The sequence below is a fragment of the Marinobacter persicus genome (genome assembly GCF_900114155.1).
GTDB classification, from domain to species: Bacteria; Pseudomonadota; Gammaproteobacteria; order Pseudomonadales; family Oleiphilaceae; genus Marinobacter; species Marinobacter persicus.
Genome location: NZ_FOSC01000002.1, coordinates 55,447 through 79,310 on the forward strand (window position 1 = coordinate 55,447; position 23,864 = coordinate 79,310).

The 23,864-nt window shown below is 59.2% G+C and carries 20 protein-coding genes; 15 read left to right on the top strand and 5 right to left on the bottom strand.

What is annotated here, in order from left to right; all coding sequences use genetic code 11:
* The first annotated feature begins 13 nt into the window (after positions 1 to 13).
* The 9 genes from BMZ63_RS02230 (at position 14) to phoU (ending at position 10,332) form a co-directional block, all read left to right on the top strand.
* Entirely contained in the window at positions 14 to 547 is a 534-nt protein-coding gene (locus BMZ63_RS02230; RefSeq protein WP_091701100.1) for a sigma-70 family RNA polymerase sigma factor, read from the top strand.
* Between the two features lie 17 nt (positions 548 to 564).
* Complete coding sequence (locus BMZ63_RS02235; protein ID WP_091701103.1) at positions 565 to 1,740, top strand: MFS transporter; 1,176 nt, start codon at positions 565 to 567, stop codon at positions 1,738 to 1,740.
* A 113-nt stretch (positions 1,741 to 1,853) separates the two neighbouring features.
* Positions 1,854 to 2,936: a tRNA-queuosine alpha-mannosyltransferase domain-containing protein gene (locus tag BMZ63_RS02240; RefSeq protein WP_373296665.1), complete on the top strand. Its 1,083-nt coding sequence runs from the start codon at positions 1,854 to 1,856 to the stop codon at positions 2,934 to 2,936.
* 289 nt (positions 2,937 to 3,225) lie between these two features.
* Entirely contained in the window at positions 3,226 to 4,716 is a 1,491-nt protein-coding gene (locus BMZ63_RS02245; RefSeq protein ID WP_091701108.1) for a SulP family inorganic anion transporter, read from the top strand.
* Positions 4,717 to 4,855: 139 nt separating this feature from the next.
* A complete protein-coding gene (locus BMZ63_RS02250) occupies positions 4,856 to 5,908 on the top strand; it encodes a substrate-binding domain-containing protein (RefSeq protein WP_091701111.1) in 1,053 nt (350 codons plus the stop codon).
* 117 nt (positions 5,909 to 6,025) lie between these two features.
* On the top strand, positions 6,026 to 7,414 hold the full coding sequence (gene pstC, locus BMZ63_RS02255; RefSeq protein ID WP_091701113.1) for a phosphate ABC transporter permease subunit PstC: 1,389 nt from the start codon (positions 6,026 to 6,028) through the stop codon (positions 7,412 to 7,414).
* A complete protein-coding gene (pstA, locus tag BMZ63_RS02260) occupies positions 7,407 to 8,681 on the top strand; it encodes a phosphate ABC transporter permease PstA (RefSeq protein ID WP_091701116.1) in 1,275 nt (424 codons plus the stop codon). The genes pstC and pstA overlap by 8 nt, the downstream gene beginning before the upstream one ends.
* Before the next feature lie 11 nt (positions 8,682 to 8,692).
* Positions 8,693 to 9,580, top strand: coding sequence for a phosphate ABC transporter ATP-binding protein PstB (pstB, locus tag BMZ63_RS02265; protein ID WP_091701118.1), 888 nt, complete (start codon positions 8,693 to 8,695; stop codon positions 9,578 to 9,580).
* Positions 9,581 to 9,609: 29 nt separating this feature from the next.
* Positions 9,610 to 10,332, top strand: a complete 723-nt coding sequence (gene phoU / locus BMZ63_RS02270) for a phosphate signaling complex protein PhoU (RefSeq protein ID WP_091701121.1) — start codon at positions 9,610 to 9,612, stop codon at positions 10,330 to 10,332.
* Positions 10,333 to 10,652: 320 nt separating this feature from the next.
* Here phoU and BMZ63_RS02275 read toward each other — a convergent pair whose 3' ends face one another.
* The 4 genes from BMZ63_RS02275 to mnmH form a co-directional block, all read right to left on the bottom strand.
* Complete coding sequence (locus BMZ63_RS02275; protein WP_091701123.1) at positions 10,653 to 11,018, bottom strand: histidine triad nucleotide-binding protein; 366 nt, start codon at positions 11,016 to 11,018, stop codon at positions 10,653 to 10,655.
* A 27-nt stretch (positions 11,019 to 11,045) separates the two neighbouring features.
* On the bottom strand, positions 11,046 to 12,356 hold the full coding sequence (locus BMZ63_RS02280) for an FAD-dependent monooxygenase (RefSeq protein WP_091701126.1): 1,311 nt from the start codon (positions 12,354 to 12,356) through the stop codon (positions 11,046 to 11,048).
* A gap of 100 nt (positions 12,357 to 12,456) precedes the next feature.
* Entirely contained in the window at positions 12,457 to 13,290 is an 834-nt protein-coding gene (locus BMZ63_RS02285) for a mechanosensitive ion channel family protein (protein WP_091701128.1), read from the bottom strand.
* Positions 13,291 to 13,382: 92 nt separating this feature from the next.
* Positions 13,383 to 14,486, bottom strand: coding sequence for a tRNA 2-selenouridine(34) synthase MnmH (gene mnmH / locus BMZ63_RS02290; protein ID WP_091701131.1), 1,104 nt, complete (start codon positions 14,484 to 14,486; stop codon positions 13,383 to 13,385).
* 630 nt (positions 14,487 to 15,116) lie between these two features.
* Between mnmH and cysZ the strand changes: the two genes are divergently transcribed.
* The 5 genes from cysZ (at position 15,117) to BMZ63_RS02315 (ending at position 22,204) form a co-directional block, all read left to right on the top strand.
* Positions 15,117 to 15,878, top strand: a complete 762-nt coding sequence (gene cysZ / locus BMZ63_RS02295) for a sulfate transporter CysZ (protein ID WP_091701134.1) — start codon at positions 15,117 to 15,119, stop codon at positions 15,876 to 15,878.
* A gap of 10 nt (positions 15,879 to 15,888) precedes the next feature.
* On the top strand, positions 15,889 to 18,756 hold the full coding sequence (rapA, locus tag BMZ63_RS02300; protein ID WP_091701136.1) for an RNA polymerase-associated protein RapA: 2,868 nt from the start codon (positions 15,889 to 15,891) through the stop codon (positions 18,754 to 18,756).
* Between the two features lie 124 nt (positions 18,757 to 18,880).
* Positions 18,881 to 21,328 carry an acyl-CoA dehydrogenase gene (locus tag BMZ63_RS02305; RefSeq protein WP_091701139.1) on the top strand — a complete coding sequence of 816 codons (2,448 nt, stop codon included), beginning with the start codon at positions 18,881 to 18,883 and terminating at the stop codon, positions 21,326 to 21,328.
* 5 nt (positions 21,329 to 21,333) lie between these two features.
* Complete coding sequence (gene crcB / locus BMZ63_RS02310) at positions 21,334 to 21,714, top strand: fluoride efflux transporter CrcB (RefSeq protein ID WP_091701141.1); 381 nt, start codon at positions 21,334 to 21,336, stop codon at positions 21,712 to 21,714.
* 283 nt (positions 21,715 to 21,997) lie between these two features.
* Positions 21,998 to 22,204 (top strand): cold-shock protein, encoded by a 207-nt coding sequence (locus tag BMZ63_RS02315; protein WP_008172950.1) that lies wholly within the window; start codon positions 21,998 to 22,000, stop codon positions 22,202 to 22,204.
* 66 nt (positions 22,205 to 22,270) lie between these two features.
* On the opposite strand, the gene BMZ63_RS02320 is transcribed toward BMZ63_RS02315, so the two are convergent.
* On the bottom strand, positions 22,271 to 23,077 hold the full coding sequence (locus BMZ63_RS02320; RefSeq protein WP_091701145.1) for a dienelactone hydrolase family protein: 807 nt from the start codon (positions 23,075 to 23,077) through the stop codon (positions 22,271 to 22,273).
* Between the two features lie 171 nt (positions 23,078 to 23,248).
* On the opposite strand from BMZ63_RS02320, the gene BMZ63_RS02325 reads away from it, so the two are divergent.
* A complete protein-coding gene (locus tag BMZ63_RS02325; protein WP_091701148.1) occupies positions 23,249 to 23,860 on the top strand; it encodes a Yip1 family protein in 612 nt (203 codons plus the stop codon).
* Positions 23,861 to 23,864 lie beyond the last annotated feature (4 nt).

The following is a 23,864-nucleotide window of genomic DNA, read 5'->3' on the forward strand; positions in this document are numbered from 1 at the left end:
TATCCTGAGCGGCATGGCGTTTGAGTGTGTACTGCAAGCCTGGGAAGACCATCAGGCAGAACTTCGTCATTTCCTGATCGGCCAGCTGTCGGATCCGGCGACGGCGGATGATTTTCTGCAGGATGTGTTCTTCAAGGCCATGAGGGCCGGACGAACCTTCTGTGAGCTTACCAGCCCGCGTGCCTGGTTGTTTCAGGTGGCCCGTAACGCGCTGACCGACCGGTATCGGTTGCGCAAGCAGTGGGTGCCGGTGCCGGAACAGTTGCCGGATGAGCGCGAGGTAGATCGGGCGCCAGTGGATGAGCTGGACCAATGTATTCACAGGACTCTTCCGCTGCTGGCCGACACGGATCGAGACATTATCGAGGCCTGTGATCTGGGGGGCATGTCTCAGGTAGCGTATGCCGAGTCTCACGGTCTGTCACTCCCCGCCACCAAGGCACGCATTCGTCGAGCCCGGGAGCGGCTCCGGGCAACCCTCGCCCGCCGCTGTAACGTGGAGACCGACAGCAGCGGCCGGATTTGCTGTCATAAGATGCACAGCTGACAACAAAGATAACAATAATGATCGAATTCTTGCGGCGTTATCCCTTGCCGGTGATTGTGCTGGCACAACTGTTTGGCACGTCCCTGTGGTTCAGCATCAACGGGGTCTGGTTGTCGCTGGCCGGTGAGCTGGGGCTGCCCGAGTCGCAATTGGGCAGCCTGACACTGGCCGTGCAGGGCGGTTTTATTGCCGGCACGCTATTGATTGCCGTGACCGGCTTGGCTGATCGTTTCGGCGCCAGTCGTATTTTTGCCGTTGCCGGTTTGTTGGGGGCGCTGGTGAACGCGGGTTTTGTGCTGGCGGCCAGTCAGCCCACCTTCGGTTTTATCCTGCGCTTTGCCACCGGGCTCTGCCTGGCCGGCATCTACCCGCTGGGCATGAAAATGGTGATCGCGTGGACACCAAAATATGCGGGTGCCGCGCTGGCCTGGCTGGTGGGCATGCTGACCCTGGGCACGGCGCTGCCGCACCTTATGCGTGGGGCTACGTTGGGATTGCCCTGGGAATGGCCATTGCTGGGTTCCTCGGTACTGGCGTTCATTGGCGCGGCGCTGGTGTTATTACTGGGAGATGGCCCTCATCTGCCTAAAAGCACCGGCCCGGTGCCGCTGCGCCATGGTCTGGCAGCCCTGCGAGTGCCGCGTTTTCGAGCGGTGGCGGGCGGCTATTTCGGGCACCAGTGGGAGCTTTATGCCCTCTGGACACTGATTCCATTGCTGGCTGGCCGCGAATTATCCCGCCTGGGCCTTGGCAGCGGCTGGGTGCCCTGGCTGGCCTTCGCGGTTATCGGCATTGGTGCGCTGGGCTGTATTGGTGGCGGCTGGCTCAGTCGCAGCAAGGGCAGCGAGTGGGTAGCCCGCTGGGCCTTGCGAATATCCGGGGCACTGTGCCTGCTTTACCCCTGGCTGAGTGGTTTGCCGCCACAGTGGTTGATCGGCTTGCTGTTTGTCTGGGGGCTGTCGGTCATTGCCGACTCGCCCCAGTTCTCGGCACTGGCGGCCGAGACCGCCCCAAGGGCGTCCATCGGCTCTTCGCTGGCGGCCATGAACGCTGTCGGTTACGGCCTGACGCTACCCGCCATCTGGCTGACGACGAGTCTGTGGAGTAGCTGGGGGGTGTGGGTGGCGCTTCTGCTGGCGCCGGGCCCGGTGCTGGGGCTTTGGTCGCTCGGACGCACGTCAAAAAGACACTGAACATCATCAGCGCAATGAGTGCCAGCATCCCGCTCTTCCTGGAACAGAAACCGAACCGAGGCAGAACAAATACGATGGTATCTCCCAAATATGAGAAGCCAAGGATTCTTTTGTTGTCTTCTTACGATGCTGCCAGCCACCGCCGTTGGCGGGAGCAGCTGGTGGCGATGTTGCCGGATTGCCAATGGCACACCCTGGTACTCTCGCCCCGGTATTTCCGCTGGCGCATTCGCGGTAACCCGCTAACCTGGCTGAACGAGCCCTGCTTTCAGGAAAAGTGGGATCTCGTGATCGCCACTTCCATGGTGGACCTGGCGGCGCTCAAGGGCTTTCATCCGACCCTGGCGGGAGTGCCCTGCCTGTTGTACATGCACGAGAACCAGTTTGCCTTTCCGGTATCCGCCGGACAGCATGCCAGTGTCGACCCGCAGGTGGTGAACCTGTACAGCGCCATCGCTGCCGACGGGGTGATGTTCAACAGCGCCTGGAATCGGGACAGCTTCGTTGAGGGCGTTGGGCAATTCCTGGGCAAAATGCCGGATGGCGTGCCGGAGGGGTTGATTTCGGGGTTGCATGAGAAATCCCGGATAATTCCGGTGCCCATTGAAGACCGCTTGTTTGTTGGTCGGCAGCAAACACTGGATTGGCAATGCCCACATCTGCTCTGGAACCATCGTTGGGAATACGACAAGGGGCCGGGCCGGTTATTGGGCCTGCTTGAGGAGCTGGAACGGCGCCGGTTGCCTTTCCGTCTGAGCGTGGTAGGGGAGAGCTTTCGCAAGTATCCACCGGTGTTCGACACCATTCGTGAGCGATTTGGCCATCGACTCGTTCATTGGGGCTTTCTTGAAGGGCGGGCGGATTACGACCGGCTGCTGGCTCGGGCCGATGTGGTCCTCTCCACCGCCCTGCACGATTTCCAGGGGCTGTCGATGCTCGAAGCCATGGCTTCGGGCTGTGTGGCACTGGCGCCGGACCGGCTCGCCTATCGGGAATACGTGCCGGCCGATAACCTCTATGCCAGCCATGAAGCCGACCCGGGAAGAGAAGCGCGGGCCGCCGCCGATGGTCTTGAGCAGCTCATGGCCCGACAACCCGCCCCCGTTCAGCCCGATGCCTGGCGAGCCTCGGAGCTACAGGGGCATTATCAGGACCTGTTCGAGTCCGCGCTGGCCGGTGCCGGTCGATTTTCCTGATCGGCTCTGGTAGAATCCGCGCCCTTCTTGGGGCCCTACCTCTTTTTAATCTTCATCGACGAAACCGAAACCAACTGTGACGATTCTTCCGCCCTAGCATTCAAGCTAACCCCTCTGGTACCCGCGAGCGGCCCATTTCGCCGGCGTTTTCGCCTGGCTGACGGCTTCGTTTGTCGTGTGCCCCGGTCACAGTACCTTTTCCTGCAATAAACCCGTTAGAAACTGTGGCGCTGATCGGTCTCGATCTGTGCGTTCGCTGTTTTATGACCTTCAACCGGATTGACTGAACATGCTGAAAAGTCTGCAAACCAACTGGTTTTCCAACATTCGTGGTGACCTGCTCGCCGGTATCGTGGTGGCGCTGGCGCTGATCCCGGAAGCCATCGCCTTTTCCATCATCGCCGGGGTGGACCCGAAAGTGGGGCTGTACGCGTCCTTCTGTATCGCCGTGGTGATTGCCTTTGTCGGTGGCCGGCCGGGCATGATTTCCGCCGCCACCGGGGCCATGGCACTGCTGATGGTAACGCTGGTGAAAGAACACGGCCTGCAATACCTGCTGGCGGCCACGCTGCTGACCGGCGTGTTCCAGATTATCGCCGGCTACCTGAAGCTGGGCGGACTGATGCGTTTTGTGTCCCGCTCGGTGGTGACCGGTTTTGTGAACGCGTTGGCGATCCTGATTTTCATGGCGCAGCTGCCGGAGCTGACCGACGTTACCTGGCATGTGTACGCCATGACCGCCGCCGGCCTGGGCATTATTTACCTGTTCCCCTACGTGCCGGTGGTGGGCAAGGTGCTGCCCTCGCCGCTGGTGTGTATTGTGGTACTGACCGGTGTGGCCATGGCCGTTGGCCTGGATATCCGTACTGTGGGTGACATGGGCGAGCTGCCGGATACCCTGCCAATTTTCCTGTGGCCGGATGTGCCGCTGAACCTGGAAACCCTGATGATTATCCTGCCGTATTCGCTGGGTCTGGCCGTGGTCGGTCTGCTTGAATCCATGATGACCGCCACCATCGTGGATGACCTGACCGATACCACCAGTGACCGTAATCGTGAGTGCAAGGGCCAGGGTGTTGCCAATATCGGCTCTGGTCTGCTTGGAGGCATGGCCGGTTGCGCCATGATTGGTCAATCCATCATCAACGTGAAATCTGGCGGTCGTACCCGGTTGTCCACCCTGACCGCCGGCGTGTTTCTGCTGATTATGGTGCTGGTTCTGGACAAGTGGCTGGTACAGATTCCCATGGCCGCGCTGGTGGCGGTGATGATCATGGTGTCCATCGGTACCTTCAGCTGGGGCTCCATCAAGAATCTCAAGGAACACCCGCTGTCCACCAACATCGTGATGGTGGTGACCGTGGTTGTTGTGGTGGCCACTCACAACCTGGCGTTTGGTGTGCTGGCCGGGGTACTGCTGGCGGCGCTGTTCTTCGCCAACAAGGTGGGCCACTACATGGCCGTTACCTCCGACTACGACAAAGAAACCGATACCCGCACCTACAAAGTGGTGGGTCAGGTGTTCTTCAGCTCCTCGGAGAAGTTTATCGAGGCGTTTGATTTCAAGGAGGCCGTTGATAACGTGGTCATCGACCTGAGTCGTGCCCATTTTTGGGATATCACCGCCGTGGGCGCCCTGGATAAAGCGGTCATCAAGTTCCGCCGGGAAGGCGCGGATGTGGAAGTGCTGGGGCTGAACGAAGCCAGCGCCACTATCGTTGACCGCTTCGGGGTACATGACAAACCGGATGCCGCTGACAGCCTGATGGGCGGCCACTGAGACACTGCCGATAAAAATATCACGTCGAATTTTGGTTATTCAGGGGTCTGTAACAAAGCTGTCACAGCCCCCTTTTAGGATGCAGTCATCGGTAAAGCACATCCGACCCAACGTCTAAACCAAATAACGGAGACTCGACGTGATGAAACTGAAAGCTGCGCTGACATCTGTCGCCCTCGCCGGCAGCATTGCTGCGGTATCGACCCCGGCCATGGCCCGCGACACCATCAGCATCGTGGGCTCCTCCACGGTGTACCCGTTCGCAACCGTGGTAGCCGAGCGTTTTGGTACCAAAACCGACTTCGCCACTCCGAAGCTGGAATCCACCGGTTCCGGCGGTGGTCTGAAGCTGTTCTGCCAGGGCATCGGTACCCAGCACCCGGACATCACCAACGCTTCCCGCCGCATGAAGCCGTCCGAGTACGATATGTGCCAGGGCAACGGCGTTACTGACATCACCGAATTCCGTATCGGTTCTGACGGCATCGTGATCGCCAGCTCCAACAATGCTGAAAACCTGGACATCTCTCTGGAGCAGCTGTTCCTGGCTCTGGCCAAGGAAGTGCCGAACCCGGACAACGAAAACGAGCTGATCGCCAACCCGTACGACAAGTGGAGCGACATCGATTCCAGCCTGCCGAACGTGGCTATTCAGGTAATGGGTCCGCCGCCGACTTCCGGTACTCGTGATGCGTTTGTTGAGCTTGCCATGCAGGGGGGCTGTGAAGACCTGCCGGCGGTTGCCGACATGAGCGAAGATGACATGGAAGGCGTTTGTCACAGCATGCGTGAAGACGGCCCGTTCATCGAAGCCGGTGAGAACGACAACCTGATCGTGCAGAAGCTGATGAGCGACTCTGGCATGTACGGCATCTTCGGCTACAGCTTCCTGGAAGAAAACGCCGATCGCCTGCAGGCTGCCCGTCTGAACGGCATGGTGCCGACTGTTGAAAACATCGCCGCAGACCAGTATCCGGTTGCCCGCTCCCTGTTCTTCTACGTGAAGAAAGCCCACGTTGGTGTGGTTCCGGGCATCAGCGAGTATGTGGAAGAGTTCGCCAGCCAGGCCGCCATGGGCCGCAACGGCTACCTGAAGAGCGTTGGCCTGATCGTGCCGCCGCGCGACGCTCTGATGGACCTGCAGGACAAGGCAGCCAGCATGCCGAACCTGCAGAAGAGCGAACTGCTCTAAAGAAATCAGCAACTTGAAAAAGATTTGCTGACGAGGGTGCGGGCTTTTGGGGCTCGCACCCTTTCGTGGTTTAAAAGCGGCCTTGCCGCGCAATTGAAGTGCCAGACAGGATAATTCATGCAACCTGCCAATCTATTCATACTGACCCTCGCACTGGCGGTGGTCGCCTATGGCCTGGGCTATGCCCGCTCCCGGTCGTTGGCGATGCCCATGGGCGGGATACGTCATCTCAAGTCTCTGCCGTTTTATTATGGGGCGCGGGCCGCGCTCTGGTGTGGCATCCCGGCGTTGTTGGTTCTGGGCCTTTGGGTCGCCTTCCAGGGTAAAGTGATTCAGATGCTGGTAATCGGTTCACTGCCCGCCGACATGATTCCTGACAGTGAAGGCGCCGCCAGTTTGTTGCTGAGCAAGATCAGCAACGTGGCCAGTGGTGCCTTGCCTCCGGCGATGGTTGACGGCCCAATCGCCAATGCGGCTGAAAGGCTGCAGGCCTTGAGGGGCCAGAGTCGTTTGTACATGAATGCGCTGGTCATTTCGGTGGCGGTGTTGGCGGGCTTTCTTGGTTGGCTGCGGATTCGCCCTCGTCTGAACGCCCGGGCACAGGTGGAAACCATCCTCAAGTGGATTTTCTTCGCCTGCGCAGCGCTGGCCATTCTGACCACCGTGGGCATTATCTTTTCGGTGGCGTTCGAGACCTTCCGCTTCTTCCAGAAGATTTCGTTCATCGACTTCATTTTTGGTTCCCAATGGAGTCCGCAAACCGCACTGCGCGCCGACCAGGTGGCGGCCGAGGGCGCCTTCGGTATGATTCCGCTGTTCACCGGTACGCTGTTGATCTCCTTTATCGCCATGGTGGTGGCGGTGCCGGTGGGGCTTTTATCTGCCATCTATCTGTCGGAATACGCCAGTAAACGGGTGCGCAGCACCGTCAAACCGCTGCTGGAAATGCTGGCCGGTATTCCCACCGTGGTTTATGGCTTTTTTGCCGCACTTACCGTGGCGCCTTTCATCAGCGACCTGGCTGCCTCGCTGGGTATCGAAGCTTCGTCCCAGAGTGCTCTGGCCGCCGGCGGCGTGATGGGGATCATGATTATCCCGTTTGTGTCATCGCTCTCTGATGATGTGATCAACGCCGTGCCGCAAACCCTGCGCGACGGCTCTCTGGCTCTGGGCGCCACCCAGTCCGAGACCATGAAAAAGGTCATCTTCCCGGCTGCGTTGCCGGGCATTATGGGCGGCATTCTGCTGGCGGTGTCCCGCGCCATTGGCGAGACCATGATCGTGGTGATGGCTGCCGGCCTGGCCGCTAACCTGACCGCCAACCCACTGGAAACCGTGACCACCGTGACCGTGCAGATCGTCACCCTGCTGACCGGGGACCAGGAATTCGATAGTGCCAAGACACTGGCGGCGTTCGCCCTGGGGGCCATGTTGTTCCTGTCCACCCTGTTGCTGAACGTGGTCGCCCTTAAAATTGTCCGCAAATATCGGGAACAGTATGACTGATCAAACTTCTCAGGCGGAACTTGTCCGCCAGTCACTCAAGCGGCGCTACCGTAAGGAGCGCCGGTTTCGGGCCTATGGGGTCATTGCCATTGCCATTGCCCTGTCGGCGCTGGTGATCCTGTTTGCCGACATCATTGGCAAGGGCTCGGCCGGCTTTATGAAAACCACGCTCAACCTTGAGGTCGAGCTGGATGGCGAAATGATGTATCTGGATGACGCCACTGATGAGCGCCAGATCAAGATGGCTGATTTCGTCGAGCCGCTGATTCAGGCTCTGATGAAAGAGCTTCCGTCAGCTTCCGAAAGCGACCGGTCGGCGGTGCGGGACCTGATCAACCCTTACGCGTCGGTCACCCTGCGCGATGCGCTGAAGGAAAACCCGGACTGGCTGAACACCAGCCGCTCCATGACCTTTCTGGCGCATACCGATGTGGATGTGTTTGTAAAGCACGCCGGTGATTCGGCCTACTCGATCAAGCTGACCGAACAACAGCGTGACTGGGTGAACCAGCTGGTTGAGAAAGGTGTGGTGGAAACCTCGTTCAACGACACCTTCTTCAAGAACGGCGACTCCCGGGATCCCTCCAAAGCGGGTATTCTGGGTGCGATGATCGGGTCACTGCTGACCATGGTGGTGACGCTGGCGCTGTCCTTCCCGATCGGGGTGGCCGCGGCCATCTACCTGGAAGAGTTCGCGCCCCAGAACAAGCTCACGGATTTCATTGAAGTGAACATCAACAACCTGGCCGCGGTGCCTTCCATCATCTTTGGTCTGTTGGGTCTGGCGGTGTTCATTAACCTGTTTGGGATGCCCCGGTCGGTGCCGGTGGTTGGTGGTCTGGTGCTTACCCTGATGACCCTGCCCACCATCATCATCTCCAGCCGAGCGGCCATCAAAAGTGTGCCGCCGTCCATCCGGGAAGCGGCAGAGGGCATTGGTGCCTCGAAGATGCAGGTGGTATTGCACCACGTGCTGCCACTGGCCATGCCGGGCATGCTGACAGGCTCCATCATCGGGATGGCCCAGGCGCTGGGCGAAACCGCGCCGCTGCTGCTGATCGGCATGGTGGCGTTTATTGTCGACGTGCCCAATGGCTTTTTTGATTCCGCCACGGTGTTGCCGGTACAGGTATTTCTGTGGGCAGGCAGCCCGGAGCTGGCCTTTATTGAACGTGCCTCGGCCGCCATTATGGTGCTGCTGACCTTCTTGATCGGAATGAACGCATTGGCTATCTGGTTGCGCAAGCGCCTTGAACGCCGGTGGTGAGGAGAATCTCCATGAATACGATGAATGCAACCGTAACCAGCGAAGCAGATATGAGTGAAACAGAAAACACGCCGCTGCCGGAGACCAAGCCGGCGGAAGCGACCATTGAAGAAGGCGTGACCGTCGGTCAACCGTTTGCCGACGACGCCAAGTTCCAGCTGCGTAACGTCGAAGTGCTGTACGGCGAAAACCGGGCGATCAAGAACATCAGCCTGGACATTGCCCGTAACGAGGTGATCGCCTTTATCGGCCCGTCCGGCTGCGGCAAATCCACCTTTCTGCGTTGCCTGAACCGCATGAACGACAGTATTGATATCTGCAGCGTGAAAGGCTCACTGCAGCTGGAGGGTCAGGATCTTTATGACCCCAAGCGTGACGTGGTCGAGTTGCGCGCCCGGGTGGGTATGGTATTCCAGAAGCCCAACCCGTTCCCCAAGTCGATCTACGAAAACGTAGCCTACGGCCCGCGTATTCACGGCCTGGCCAACCGCAAGTCGGACCTGGACGATATCGTGGAAAACAGCCTGCGCAAGGCCGGTCTGTGGGAAGAAGTGAAAGACCGGTTGGATGCCACCGCCACCGGCATGTCCGGCGGCCAGCAGCAGCGCCTGTGCATTGCCCGCGCCATTGCCGTGAGCCCGGAAGTGGTGCTGATGGACGAACCCTGTTCCGCGCTGGACCCGATCGCCACCGCCAAGGTGGAAGAGCTGATCGCCGAGTTGTCCGAGAGCTACACCATCGTAATCGTGACCCACTCCATGCAGCAGGCGGCCCGGGTGTCTCACCGCACCGCCTATTTCCATCTGGGCCACCTGGTGGAAGTCAACGATACCAATAAAGTGTTCACCTCGCCGGAACACGAACTGACAGAATCTTACATCACCGGCCGCTTCGGCTAAGCGCCGGCGGTGTTTTGGAGGCTATTGCAATGACAGATCAGAAGGACGACGTATACGGGGATCACATTTCCCACAAGTTCAACAGCGAACTGAACGAGCTGAAAACCGAGTTTCTGAAAATGGGCGGCATGGTGGAAGCCCAGGTGGAACAGGCCGTCAAATCGCTGATCGATAGCGACGCGGAGCTGGCTGAGAAGACCCGCTTGAAGGATAAGGAAGTCGATAAACTGGAAAAGGCACTGGATGAAGAAGCCACGCTGATCATCGCCCGTCGTCAACCCACGGCCCGTGACCTGCGCCTGGTGATTTCCGTGATCAAAATGGTGGCCGACCTGGAACGGGTGGGCGATGAAGCCAAGAAAATCGCCAAGCTGGCGCTCAAGCTGAGCGAAGAAGGTCAGGCTCCGAGAGGCTATGTGGAAGTGCGGCACATCAGCGAGCACGTGCTGCACATGTTGCATGACTCGCTGGATGCTTTTGCCAGACTGGATTCGGTGCAGGCCCTGCAAATTATGAAGGAAGACAAACGGGTTGATGAGGAATATCAGGCGGCCGCTCGTACCCTGCTGACGTTCATGATGGAAGATAACCGGAACATCTCTCGCTGCATGTCGGTGATGGGTGTTTTGAGGGCGCTGGAGCGTGTGGGTGACCACGCCTGCAACATCGCCGAGAATGTGATCTTCATGGTGGAGGGCGAAGATGTTCGCCATACGCCGGTGGAGGAAGCTGAGAAGATTGTTGGTGGCTAGGCTTTAGGCAGGGAGTTTGTCGGCGGAAATTAGACTTCGGGGAGGTGTCCGCTGTGCGGTATCACCTTCCCGGACACGCTCAAGCCCTCCATGGGCGCTAAGCTTTGGCCATCCATGGCCAAAGATTGTCCGTCCAGGTGATACCGCACAGCGGCCACTTCAACTAGTGTGCGGCCCGCACAAGATTAAGCAAACGGGCCGGTGAGACTTTCCGGGACTATCTTTCGCCAGGGATGGCGAAAGCTAAGCGCGCATGGATGCCTTGAGCGTGTCCCGGGAAGTCTCACCGGGGCGGTTGCGACTCCCTGGCACCAGATTGTTTAGGCCTGCTTCGCGTGCTCGGTATACGGCGGCCAGCCAAAGGGCTTGCCGGCCAGCAGGTGCAGGTGAATGTGGAACACGGTCTGCCCGGCATTTTCGCCACAGTTCATCACCGTCCGGTAGCCATCTTCTGCAAAACCCATCTCTTTCGCCAGCTTACCGGCCACCCAGTACAGATGCCCCACCAGCTCCCGGTCACCTTCTTCGATGTCATTGATGGTGGCAATTGCCTTTTTTGGGATCACCAGCAAATGCACCGGCGCCTGCGGATTGATGTCCCGGAACGCCAGGGCGGTGTCGTCTTCGTAGACGATATCGGCGGGAATTTCCCGGTTAATGATCTTGGTGAAAATGGTGTCGGACATGTGTTCTCCTGCAAATGGATGAAAAATTCAGGACTTCTGGCCAAACAGGGAATCGAAGCCGGGCAACCGGCTGGCCAGTTGGGCCGGGTTGAACGCCGGGGGTTCTTCCAGCCCCATGGCATAGCGTGCCACCCGGTTGCGAGCGAAGGGCAGGGCGCGGGCGGCGCCCAGGCCCAGGTTGCGCAGCAGGTGTACCGGCGGAATTTCATTACTGAACAGGTGGTAGAAGACATCCATGGTCAGCATCATTCGCCGGTTGGCCGGGCGGCGCTGTTGTTCGTACTGCGCAAGCAGCGATTGGCGGTCCGGGTCGGTGCCGTTCAGCCGGGCTTCTTCCAGCAATGTTTGCAGACACCAGGCATCCTGGAACCCCAGGTTCACACCCTGGCCGGCCAGCGGGTTGATGGTGTGGGCGGCATCGCCGGCCAGCACCACGCGGCCACTGTAATACTGGTTGGCGTGCTGGCGGGCAATAGGAAAGCAGGCGCGGGCATCGATGTGGGTCAGTTTTGGCAATGAAGCCGGGAACTCATGGCGCAGTTCCATCATCAACTCCCTGTCATCCATGGCCATGAGTTCTTCGTGGCGCGCCGGGCTGTCGTACCACACCAGCGAGGCCCAGGTTTCACCGGGGTGTTGTTCACCCGCGCCGTGCAGGGGCAGGAAGGCCCGGGGACCACTGGGGTAAAAGCCCTGCCAGGTGATGTCTTGCGGCTCGCCCCGGTAGCGCACGGACATCACCATGGCCTGCTGCTGGTATTGGTCACGATGGGTACCGATACCGGCCAGCTCCCGCAGTTGCGAGCGGGCGCCATCAGCGCCGATGACCAGCCGGGCGTGTAATTGCGTGCCATCTTCCAGACCGATCGTTGCCATTTGGTCGTTTTGCGACAACGAGCTAATGCCTTGCCCGGTCAGCAGGGTGACATTGTCCTGCTGCTGTGCGGTTTGCCACAGGGCCAGGCGGGTCACGGAATTTTCCACGATGTGGCCGAGGTGACTGGTACCCAGGTCATCGGCGTTGAACTCAACGTGATTCAGGTCTTCGGGCAACCGGTCGGTGATCGGGTGGTTGGCGGCATCCCACACGCCCAGGCGACGGTAGGGCGTGGCCCGCATCGCCGGAATGGCGGTCCAGGCCCCCAGCGACCGCAGGTAGTCTTCGCTGCCAGCACTGAGGGCTGAAACGCGGATGTCTGGGCGGGAGTGTGGGTCGAATGGTGCGGGCTCGGCCAGGTCAATCAGGGCAACATGATGGCCCTGCCGACCCAGGCCGGTTGCCAGGGCGGCGCCAACCATGCCGCCGCCCGTGATAATAATGTCGAAGTGCTGGGTCATAAACACCGGTTCCTGTCTGCTTGCCCTCAGAGGCTACCTCAGTTTACGCAAAGCGGCGAAGCAGACAAGCGACCGGGGTCAATCCCGCAGGTGGTCAGGGTCATTCTTCCCTGATGATGTGCACGTCGCGTTGCGGAAAGGGAATGGAAATGCCCTCGGCATCGAACGCTTTCTTGATTTTCTCGTGCATGTCCCAGTAAACCGGCCACAGGTCGTCGGTTTTGGTCCAGGGGCGGACGATAAAGTTGACGGAGTTATCGCCCAGAGAGCCAATGGAAATCCGTGGTTCCGGCTCCGGCAGTACGCGTTCGTCTTCATCCAGGCAGCGCTTGATAATAGCGCGGGCCTTGTCGATGTCGTCGTTGTAGCTGATGCCGAAGGTCATGTCGCAGCGGCGGGTGTCGTAATAGCTGACGTTGGTCAGGCTGGCGTTCGACAGGCTGCCGTTGGGAATGACCACCCGGCGGTTATCGAAGGTATCCACGATGGTATACAGGATGCTGATTTCCCGCACGGCACCGAGGAAACCCTGCGCTTCAATGGTGTCGCCGACCTTGAATGGCTTGAAGATAAGAATCAGTACGCCACCGGCAAAGTTGCCCAGGCTGCCCTGCAGGGCTAGGCCAACGGCCAGACCGGCGGCACCAATGATGGCCACAAACGAGGTGGTGGCAATGCCAACCATGGAGGCCACAGAGATCAGCAGGAGGATTTTCAGGATAGCGCTGAGCAGGCCACACAGGAAGCTGTTCAGAGTCGGGTCTTTCTTGCCCAGCTTGCTGTCCAGGACTTTGACAAAGCGATTGATCAGCCACAGGCCGACAATCAGGGTAATGATGGCCAGCACCACTTTGGGAGCATAGGTCATTACCAGACTGATAGCCTGATCCATAAGCTGGGATGCCTGACCGTTGGCACCGAAGAGATCGTCCATTGTGGAACTCCTTGTTGAATAAAACGACGTAGTATGAAGATGTATAGCAGATGCGCAAAGATCCGGTGTTACGGATCAGTTTTTTATGCAGATCAGCTCGGGTGTTCGGTGCCGGCGTAATCAATGATGTCGTCCGGGTTGCCACGGACCACAATGCGCCCCTGTTTCTGGCTTAGCTGGTAATCGTACATGGGGTCGTAGTAATTCCCCAAAAGTGCCTCAATCCAGGCGTTGTGGGCCTCGGTTGAGCCGGTTACGGCCTGGTGCTCAAGCGCCTGTTCCATCAACCGGCGCAGGCGCTGGTGGCGCTCGCCACCCAGGCGTTTGCGGATGCGGTCGAGGGCGCTGAGCAGGTAGTCGCGGAAATTGAGCCAGCCGGCCTCCGAGCCGTCGCGGGCTACGTAGTCGGCCAGCATGTCCTCCACATAATCAGCCCGGATGATGTCGATGCGCTCGGTCATGGGCCGTTCAAGAATCATTAGCGGTGCCTCGCCCATCTTTTCCCGCAGGCTTTCGGGCAGTGAGCAGCGGCCGATCAGCCGGCTTTCATCTTCCAGATACATGGGACCGCTGAGTTTGTGGTGTGCCTTGAGCATCGACACCGCCAGCCGGTTTTCAAAATCGATTTGCGAGGGCTGGGGCGTGACCTTTCGGCCGAAGCTGGAGCCGCGATGATTGGCCAGGCCTTCCAGGTCCACCGGATTGGGCAGGCGGTGCAGTACCCGGGTTTTGCCGGTACCGGTGCGACCGCTGAGGATGCGGAAGCTGGCAGTGGTGATGATGTCTTCCAGGCTGTCGATCAGGAAACGGCGCAGCGCTTTATAGCCACCCTTGACCAGTGGGTAGTCGATGCCGGCATCGCGAATCCATTCCTGGGTCAGCCGGGAGCGCAGTCCGCCCCGGAAACAGAACAGATAGCCTTCGGGGTGTTGGGCGGCGAAGCGTGTCCAGGCCTCGATGCGCTGGGCCTTGAGATCACCGCTGACCAGCTGGTGGCCCAGTTCGATGGCCTTGTCCTGGCCTTTTTCCTTGTAGCAGATACCGACCCGATGGCGTTCCTCGTCGTTCATCAACGGCGCATTGACCGCCGAAGGGAAGCTGCCCTTGCTGAATTCGACGGGGGCCCGTACGTCCATCAATGGTATGTCATTGAGGAACAGGTTCAGGTAATCGTCGGTGTCGGGTCTACTGGCCATGTTCGGGAGTCGCTGTTGCTCTGGATGAGCAGGCAGTATAAAGAGAGGGGCAGAAACAATGAAGGGCAACCCGTGGGCTGCCCTTGCAGTGTGCTGAATCGCCATCCTGGCAGTTCAGGCTTCGGAACAGGTTGGCGCGTCCTTGCGCTAGGGGCAACCGCCATGTTGCCGGATCCTTAATCCTCTCCCTGGTGTCGGCCGTCCGGGCCAACGCTCCAATGTTTCCCTCAAGCGGGGCTTCCATGTGTCCTTGCTTCCCCCTGCTGTCCGTGCACGGGTGTTTCCTTTCAGTCCTTTTCCTGACGTCCCTGATGACTAAACTATAGCAACGCTGATTAGACAAAAACGTGACAGAAATCCCTCGTTTTTATGGAGAAACTATTGGCCTGATAGTTTTTTCTTGCAAATCATGCAGGTGGATTTTTTGTAATGCGTGTCGCCGTCGCTGCGTACGCAAAGTATCCGAGATTTCCTGCACCCCCGTAAGAGATATCTTACAAAGGTGGTGGCGAATGTCGTACATAGCGACTGCGCGCCGTTGTTGGTCGACCTGGCCGGGGCGGCTGCCGAAGCCGGCTGGACATGATATGCTTCGCCGCCCGTTTTCATGGCAGCAGAGGGTCATTGTTGATGCTCAAGGGTAACTTTTTCCACGGGCTGGGCTACCTGGCCGAAGGTTTCCGGCTGATCCGCCAACCCGGTCTCCGGCTGTTTGTCATCATCCCTCTGGTGTTGAACGTGCTGCTGTTTGGCCTGCTGTTCTACTTTCTGGCCGAATTGTTCGGCATTCTGATCGCCATGGTTATGGGCTGGCTGCCGGACTGGGCCTGGCTGCAGGCGCTGGACTGGCTGTTTTGGCTGCTATACGGCGCAGTGATCCTGCTGATGCTGGCCTACGGCTTTGTCATCATTGCCAACCTGATTGGCTCTCCTTTTTACGGCTACCTGTCCGAACTGACCGAGAAGCATCTGACCGGCCAGGAAGTCAGTACGGACGGCAGTTGGGCCGCCATCATCAAAGATATTCCCCGCGCGCTTTGGCGTGAAGTTCAGAAAATCGCCTATTACCTGCCCCGGGCCCTGGTGTTGTTTATCCTTGGCCTGATCCCGGTAGTGAACCTGGTCGCTGCTGTGCTCTGGTTCCTGTTCAACTGCTGGATGATGTCCCTGCAGTATGTCGACTATCCTGCGGATAACCACAAGGTCAGCTTTCCCGCTTTGCGTCGGCAGTTGGCCGGTGTTCGGCTGTCGGCCATGGGCTTTGGTTTGCCGGTTGCCCTGGCGGCCATGGTGCCGGTGCTGAACCTGTTTGTGGTGCCAGCGGCGGTGTGCGGGGCAACCGCCTTCTGGGTGCGGGAAAACGCTTCGAATTCTCAATCATCTGTTAGCTAGCGGAGGTTTCTTGGAAACATCGGAATTTGTCATTGGCCAGCGTTGGGTCAGCCACAACGATAATGGGCTCGGCCTGGGAATTGTTACCGAGATTTCCGGGCGCCGGGTGACCCTCGGCTTCCCGGCCGCCGACGAAGAGCGCACCTACGCCATCGACAACGCGCCCCTGTCCCGGATTGTTTATCAGCTGGGCGAGGAGATCGAAACCTTCGGCGGCGAAAAATACATCGTGCGGGCTGTCGAGGATATTGACGGTGTTCTGATGTACCACGCCGATGACGGCGAAAATATCCAGCCGATTTCCGAGGTAAAGCTGGCCGGTACGGTGAATTTCTCCGCGCCCCACCAACGCCTGTTTGCTGGCCAGTTTGAGCGCAACGGCGCTTTCCGTTTGCGGGTGGCAACCCTGCAGCATCTGGATCGCCTTCGCGCCTCGTCGGCCCACGGTTTGATGGGCGCGCGCACTCAGCACTTGCCGCACCAGATCTACATCGCCCACGAGGTGGCCCGGCGGCACGCCCCCCGCGTTCTGCTGGCCGACGAAGTGGGCCTGGGCAAAACCATCGAAGCCGGCCTGATCCTGCATTACCAGCTGCAAACCGGTCGGGCCCATCGGGTGTTGATTGCCGTGCCGGATTCACTGGTGCACCAGTGGCTGGTGGAAATGTTGCGCCGCTTCAACCTGCACTTTTCCATTATCGACCAGAGCCGTTACGACGCCCTCAAGGACGAAGAGGACGATGTGGATGCGCTGGTGAATCACATCTTTGGCGATGATGAAGATGCGGTTAATCCGTTTGAAACTGAACAGCTGGTGCTGTGCAGTCAGGATTTCCTGGTGAACAGCGAAAAGGCCCGCAAAGATGCCGAGGCGGCAGGCTGGGACATCATGGTGGTGGATGAGGCCCATCACCTGGAGTGGTCGCCGGAGCAGGCCAGCCCGGAATATCAAATGGTTGAGCAGCTGTCCGCCGCTAGCCAGGGCCTGTTGTTGTTGACGGCAACGCCGGAGCAGATGGGCCTGGCCAGCCATTTTGCCCGCCTGCGCCTGCTGGACCCGGCCCGTTTCCATGATCTGGAGGTCTTCCGCGAGGAAGAGCAGGACTACGAGGCAGTCAATCAGGTGGTGCGCCGCTTGCAAGCCAACCCGGACACGGTAGCCGAAGACGACAAGGCCGTGCTGAAAACCTGGATCGGCGACGATCTGGACGAGCTGCTGGCCCGGGATGATCATCACGAGGCCGTCATTGATGCCCTGCTGGATCGCCACGGCACCGGCCGTGTGCTGTTCCGCAATACCCGGGCGGCCATTCAGGGCTTCCCCGAACGCCAGCCGCTGCCAGAACCGTTGCCGTGGCCCACGCTGTACGAAAACGCCCGTTATGGTCTGGAAGGGCTGCATCCGGAAACCACCGTGCCGGATGAAGAGCAATGGCTGGCGGACGACCCCCGGGTGGCCTGGCTGCAGAAGAAACTGGCCAGCTTGCGCCCGGCCAAGGCGGTGGTGATCTGTGCCAATGCCAGCACGGCCATGGCGCTGGAGCATTACCTGCAACTGCGCGCCGGTATTCGCAGCGCCGCCTTCCACGAGCATCTGAGCTTGATCGAGCGGGACCGGGCAGCGGCGTATTTCGCCGATACAGAGCAGGGCGCCCAGGCGCTGATCTGCTCGGAAATCGGCAGCGAAGGCCGCAATTTCCAGTTCGCCCATCACCTGGTGCTGTTTGACCTGCCGGCCAACCCGGATTTGCTGGAGCAGCGCATCGGCCGTCTGGACCGCATTGGCCAGACCGAAACCATCCGTATTCATATTCCGTACCTCGAAGGCACCAGCCAGGAAGTGCAATACCGCTGGTTCCACGAGGGCCTGAATGCCTTCGCTGAGAGCTGTTCGGTGGGCGTGGCCGTGCAGGAGCACGTGCAATCCCAATGGCAAAAGGCCCTGGAGGGCGATGCGTCGGTGATGGATTCGGTGATCAGCGACAGCGCGGCGGAAACCGAAAGGCTGAAAACCCTGTTGCACAACGGCCGGGATGCGCTGATCGAACTGAACTCCTGCCGCCGCGAGGTGGCCGATGAGTTGATCGGCCGGATTGAGCAGGAAGAAAACTCCACCCAGGTGCGGGATTACATGCTTCAGGCCTTCGATATTCTTGGCGTGGACATGGAAGACCACAGCGAGCATGCCGACATCCTCAAACCGGGCGAGCAGTATCGGGCCGGTCATGTGGAAGGCTTGCCGGAAGACGGCCTGACTGTTACCTGGGAACGAGAGCAGGCCCTGCAACGTGAAGACATGGCATTCATGAGCTGGGAGCACCCAATGGTGTCCGGCGTAATGGACTCGGTCGCCAGCTCCGGACTGGGCAAGGCAGCCCTGTCGAATCTGTCGGTGAAAGCCCTGCCGCCGGGCAGCCTGCTGCTGGAAGCGGTGTTTGCCGTGCACTGTCCGGCGCCGGAAAACCTGCAGCTGACGCGCTATCTGCCGGTGTCGCCACTGCGCCTGGTGGTGGATGTGAATGGCCGTGATCTGTCCGCAGCCTTGCCTCACGATAAGCTCAACGAACTGTGCTCCAACATCCGCCGCCGCACCGCTCAGGCCATCGTGCCGCGCATTCGCGCCGAGGTGGAAACGATGGTGGATCACGTCGAAGGCCTGGCCGAGCCACATCTGAAGCCGTTGCGCGAGCAGGCGCTGGCGCGGGTGGAAGACAGCTTTGTGCCGGAAATTCATCGTCTTCAGGCGTTGAGTAGGGTGAACCCCGCCATTCGCCAGGAAGAGCTGGATTTCCTCAACAGCCAGCTGGAAGCCGCGCGGGACGCGGTCAACCACGCCAGCCTGGCGCTGGAGGGGATCCGGGTGATTGTCACCTCCTGATCGGTGGCTTTCTGTTGTGCTCACGGACATCTGTTGGAGTCCTGGGCCCGTAAGCAGCTATAGTCAGAAGTCTCCGGGGTAACCGGAGACTTTCATCCACGGAAGAAGACAGAGAGAGTTGGCAATGACGTTGATCCTGTTTCTTGTAGCCCTGGCCGGACTGCTGTTCGTAATGCGCCGGGAATCCGGAGCCAAGTCCGCCATCGGCGTAATGGCCGTTGTTGGTGTGTTGGCCCTGTTCATGGCCTCCGGCTGGCTGGCGCTGTTGCTGTTCGCCGGGGCCATAGCCACTGCCGCCGCCGGGCTGCCCCAGTTTCGCAGTAAATGGCTGACCCCACGGGTGTTTGCCATGTTCAAGAAAGTGGCGCCGAAAGTCTCCGATACCGAAAAGGTGGCCCTGGAAGCTGGCACCGTGGGCTGGGACGGCGAGCTGTTCACCGGCCGGCCGGACTGGCACAACCTGCTGATCAACCGTCATACCGGGCTGAGTGATGAAGAGCAGGCGTTTGTTGATGACCAGTGCACCCAGGCCATTTCCATGTGCAACGCCTGGGATATTGCCGTCGAACAGGCGGACTTGCCCCAGGAGTTGTGGGATTTCCTGAAGAAAGAAAAATTCTTCGGCATGATCATCCCGAAAGAATACGGTGGCTTGGAGTTTTCCGCCAAGGCGCAGACCGCCGTGTTGCAGAAGCTGGCCACCAACGAGATGCTGATGGTGACCGTGGGCGTGCCCAACTCTCTTGGCCCGGGCGAGCTGCTGGTCAAGTACGGCACAGACGAGCAGAAGAACCATTACCTGCCGCGCCTGGCCGATGGCCGGGAAATTCCCTGCTTCGGCCTGACCGGCCCGCGCGCGGGCTCCGATGCCACCTCACTGCCGGACACCGGCATTGTCTGTAAGCAGGAAGTGGATGGCGAGGAAGTGTTGGGCCTGCGCCTGAACTTCGAGAAACGCTGGATTACCCTGGCGCCGGTGGCCACCGTGGTGGGCTTGGCCTTCCGCATGTTTGACCCGGACGGTCTGTTGGGTGACACCAAAGACTACGGCATTACCTGCGCGTTGATTCCCCGCAACACCGAAGGCATGGAGATCGGCCGCCGGCATTGCCCGATTGGCTCGCCGTTCCTGAACGGCCCGATCAAGGGCAAGGACGTGTTCATTCCTCTGGATTACATCATCGGTGGCCAGGAAATGGCCGGCCAGGGCTGGCGCATGCTGGTTGAGTGCCTGTCGGTGGGCCGTTGCATTACCCTGCCTTCCGGCGCGGCCGGGGCCGCCGCCTTTGCCACCGGCACCGCTGGCGGCTTCACTCGTATTCGCCGGCAGTTCAACACGCCGGTGGCGGACATGGAAGGGGTGCAGGAGCCATTGGCGCGCATCGCCGGTAAAACCTATATTGCCCAGTCGGCGGTGAACCACACGGCCAACATGATTGATAACGGTGAAAAACCGGCGGTGCCTTCGGCCATCCTCAAATACCACCTGACCGAATTCCAGCGCGGCATCATGACCGATGCCATGGATGTGCACGGCGGTAAGACCGTCACCCTCGGCCCGCGCAACTACCTGGGCATTGGTTACAGCGGATCGGCGGTGTCCATTACCGTGGAAGGCGCCAACATTATGACCCGTAGCCTGATGATCTTTGGCCAGGGCGCGATCCGTTGCCATCCGTATGTGTTGAAAGAGCTGGCGGCCAAGGACAACGATGACATTCGTGCCTTCGACAAGGCCTTCTTCGGCCATGCCGGGCTGATCTTCGGCAACGCTGCCCGTGCCTTAACCCAGGCGTTGGGTCTGGGTAAGGCGGATGTGCCGTTTGACAGTGCTTCGCGCAAATACGCGCAAGCGGTGGCCCGCTTCAGTGCCGCCTTCGGCCTGTGCTCCGATGCCGCCATGACCACCCTGGGCAGCGAGCTGAAAATGCGCGAGCTGATTTCCGCGCGCCTGGGCGACATGCTGTCCAACCTGTACCTGGCTTCCATGGTTCTGAAAAACTGGTACGAAACCCAGCCGGTGGGCGGCGAGAAAGAGCTGATGCAATACAGCCTGGCGTTGTTGCTGCATCGCACCGAGCAGGCGCTGGACGAGTTTCTGCGCAACCTGCCCAACCGTGCCGTGGCCATGAGCCTGCGAGCCATTACCCTGCCGCTGGGTCGTCGCTGGGGTGCGCCGGACGATGAACTGGCCCGCCAGTTGGCGCGTTCCATCTCCACCGATACACCGCTGCGCCACAAGCTGATTGCCAGTATCTGGACCACCGACAGCGAAGGCACGGTGGAAAATCCGGTGGCTCGCTACAATGGTCTACTGAAAGACTATGACAAGGCAGAAGCCCTGTACCGCAAGGTGAATAAGGCCTACGCCAAGGGCGAATTGCCGGCCACCGCGTTGCATCCGGAAGAGCGTTTCGAGGCAGCGTTGGAGGCGGGTATCTACAGCAAGGAGGAAGCCGACTTCATGCGCCAGTACGAACAGGTGGTGCTGGAAATGCTGACCGTTGACGACTTCTCCTTTGATGCCTTTGCTCGCAATCCCGAGGCAGTCACGCTTCACAATACGGACTGACTCCCATGTGGCTGTCTGTCGTTGCCGTTAGTGTTGGCGCCATCATTGGCGCCAATCTGCGTTGGGGGCTTGGGCTCTGGTTGAACGCCAGCTACCACGCGGTGCCCTGGGGCACGCTGGTTGCCAACCTGGGTGGCGGCTGGCTGGTGGGGTTGCTGATGGCGTTTTTCACCCAGACCAGTGCGCTGGCCCCCGAGTGGCGGCTGTTTGCCATTACCGGCCTGTGTGGGGCGCTGACCACCTTCTCCACTTTCTCTCTGGAAATGTTTGCCGCTCTGCAGGAGGGTAAATGGGGAGTGGCGCTGGTGGGCATCCTGGCTCATGTGCTGGGCTCCATCCTGATGACCTTTGCCGGTTTTTACACCTTTACGCTGCTGCGTCTTTAAAGCCCTTTTTCGGTGCTTTCCCTGCACCTGAAAAGGGCGCCCAACTCTGTGTATCTTTACCTATAAAATTTCTTGAAATTGTTCTTGGCAAGCCCGGGGTTCTTGAGTAGAGTGGATCTTGTAGGAAAGATAAGTAAAGCAGTTCATGAATAAGACGTACCTCCGCTGTTAGTAGTGCCGTCCTGTTTTTGATCCCGCGAGTTCTGTTTTTCCGTAACACGCCGACCAGTTCCACAATGGCTTCTGGCGGTAGAAAAAATGATTGATTTCAGGAAGTTTAAGTATGTCTACTACTACCGGTACTGTTAAGTTCTTCAACGAAGCAAAAGGCTTTGGCTTTATCACTCGTGAAGGCGGCCCGGACGTTTTTGTTCACTACAGCGCTATTCAGGGCAGCGGTTTCAAAACCCTGGCAGAAGGCCAGCAGGTTGAGTTTACCGTTACCCAGGGCCAGAAAGGTCCTCAGGCGGAGAACGTTGTTGCTCTCTAATCCCTGATGGATTAGGCAATAACCGCCAAAAAGGCAGCTTCGGCTGCCTTTTTTTGTGTCTGCAGATTACTCAGCGAATATCTCCTCGTAAAACGACAGGGTGCCTTGCCATGCGCGGCGGGCGGCGTCTTCGTTGTAGCCTACGGGCATATCAAATTTTTCGGCGATTCGATCCGCACCGGGGTTGGTAAATGAATGCTGCACGCCGGGGAAGGACACCAGTGTCAGGTCCACCTGCGCGTTGTGCATTTCCTCCACCAGGCCCGCAACCTGTTCGGCGGGTACCATCGGGTCGGCACCGCCGGTATAGACCTGAACTCGTGCGCTGATCTCGCCAGCTTCTGCCTGTATCGGGCTGGACAGCGAGCCGTGATAACTCACCACACCGTCCAGATCCATCCCCATGCGCGCCATGTTCAGCACTACCGAGCCACCGAAGCAGTAACCCTGGGCGGCAATGCGATCGGGGTCCACGCTGTCGTGGTTCTGTAGCAGCTCCATGGCCTTGCGGAACCTCTCGGCGGTCTGGTCCAGATCCCTGGTGGCTTCCCTGGCAAATTCTCCGGCCGTGTCCGGGTGGTCGGCCTGTTTGCCGGAACCATACATGTCCAGGGCAAACGCCGTGTAGCCCGAGGCGGCCAGCTTCTCGGCCTGTTCCCGGGCAAATTCATTGTGTCCCCACCATTCGTGCACCACCAGCACGCCGGGTTGCTGGTGTTCGGCCTCGTCGTCCCAGGCCATGTAGCCGGTGTAGGTTTCACCGTTGACCTCGTAATCCATGGTTTTGGTCTGCAGCTCCGCCAGTGTGGCTGGTGCTTGCAGGGCTAGTGTCAGGGTAACTGCGGTGGCAGCCAGGTATCCGGGGTTAAGCATGGTGCGGCTTCCTTTTCCTGATGTACTGGTATGAATTGGTGAGAATCTGAACAAAATACTTTCAACTTGCGTGTCATTGACTATAGTCAATATTACGAGCGGTAGTTGATCCGGATTTATCGGGTACCGTACTTGTGAATACCAACAACAGCAAAATGAGGGGGTGATCCCATGCTCCTGTCGCACGCGTTTGGTCTCTTTTCCCATCCAGATCAGGAATGGGCCAGTATCCGGAAAGAGCATGAAACTCCTACCCGGCTCTACATAACTTATGTCGTGATTCTTGCGGCCATTGCGCCGATCTGCGCTTACATCTCCACGGCCCATTTTGGTTGGGAGGTTGGCGCTGACCGGCTGATTAAGCTCACCGAAATCAGTGCGGTACAGCTCAGTGTTCTGACTTATCTGGCCATGCTGGTGGGTGTTTTTGCTTTGGGTTACGCCATTAACTGGATGGCCCGCACCTACGGTGCCAAGGAGGAACATGTGCCCTCCAATGGCATTGCCCTGGCGGCCTATTCCTGTACGCCGCTTTTCCTGGCGGGCTTTGCCCTGCTTTATCCGGAGCCCTGGTTCAACGCCATCGTGTTCCTGGCTGCCGCCTGCTATGGCGCCTGGTTGATGTTTGATGGCCTGCCCATTGTCATGGGCATCGAGAAAGAGCAGGCGGAGCTGTACGGGGTGTCGCTGCTCACTGTTGCGCTGGTGATTCTGGTGTCCACTCGAGCGGGTTCGGCTATCCTGTGGAACGTTGGTTTTGCGCCGGCGTTTGTCAGTGGTTGACGAC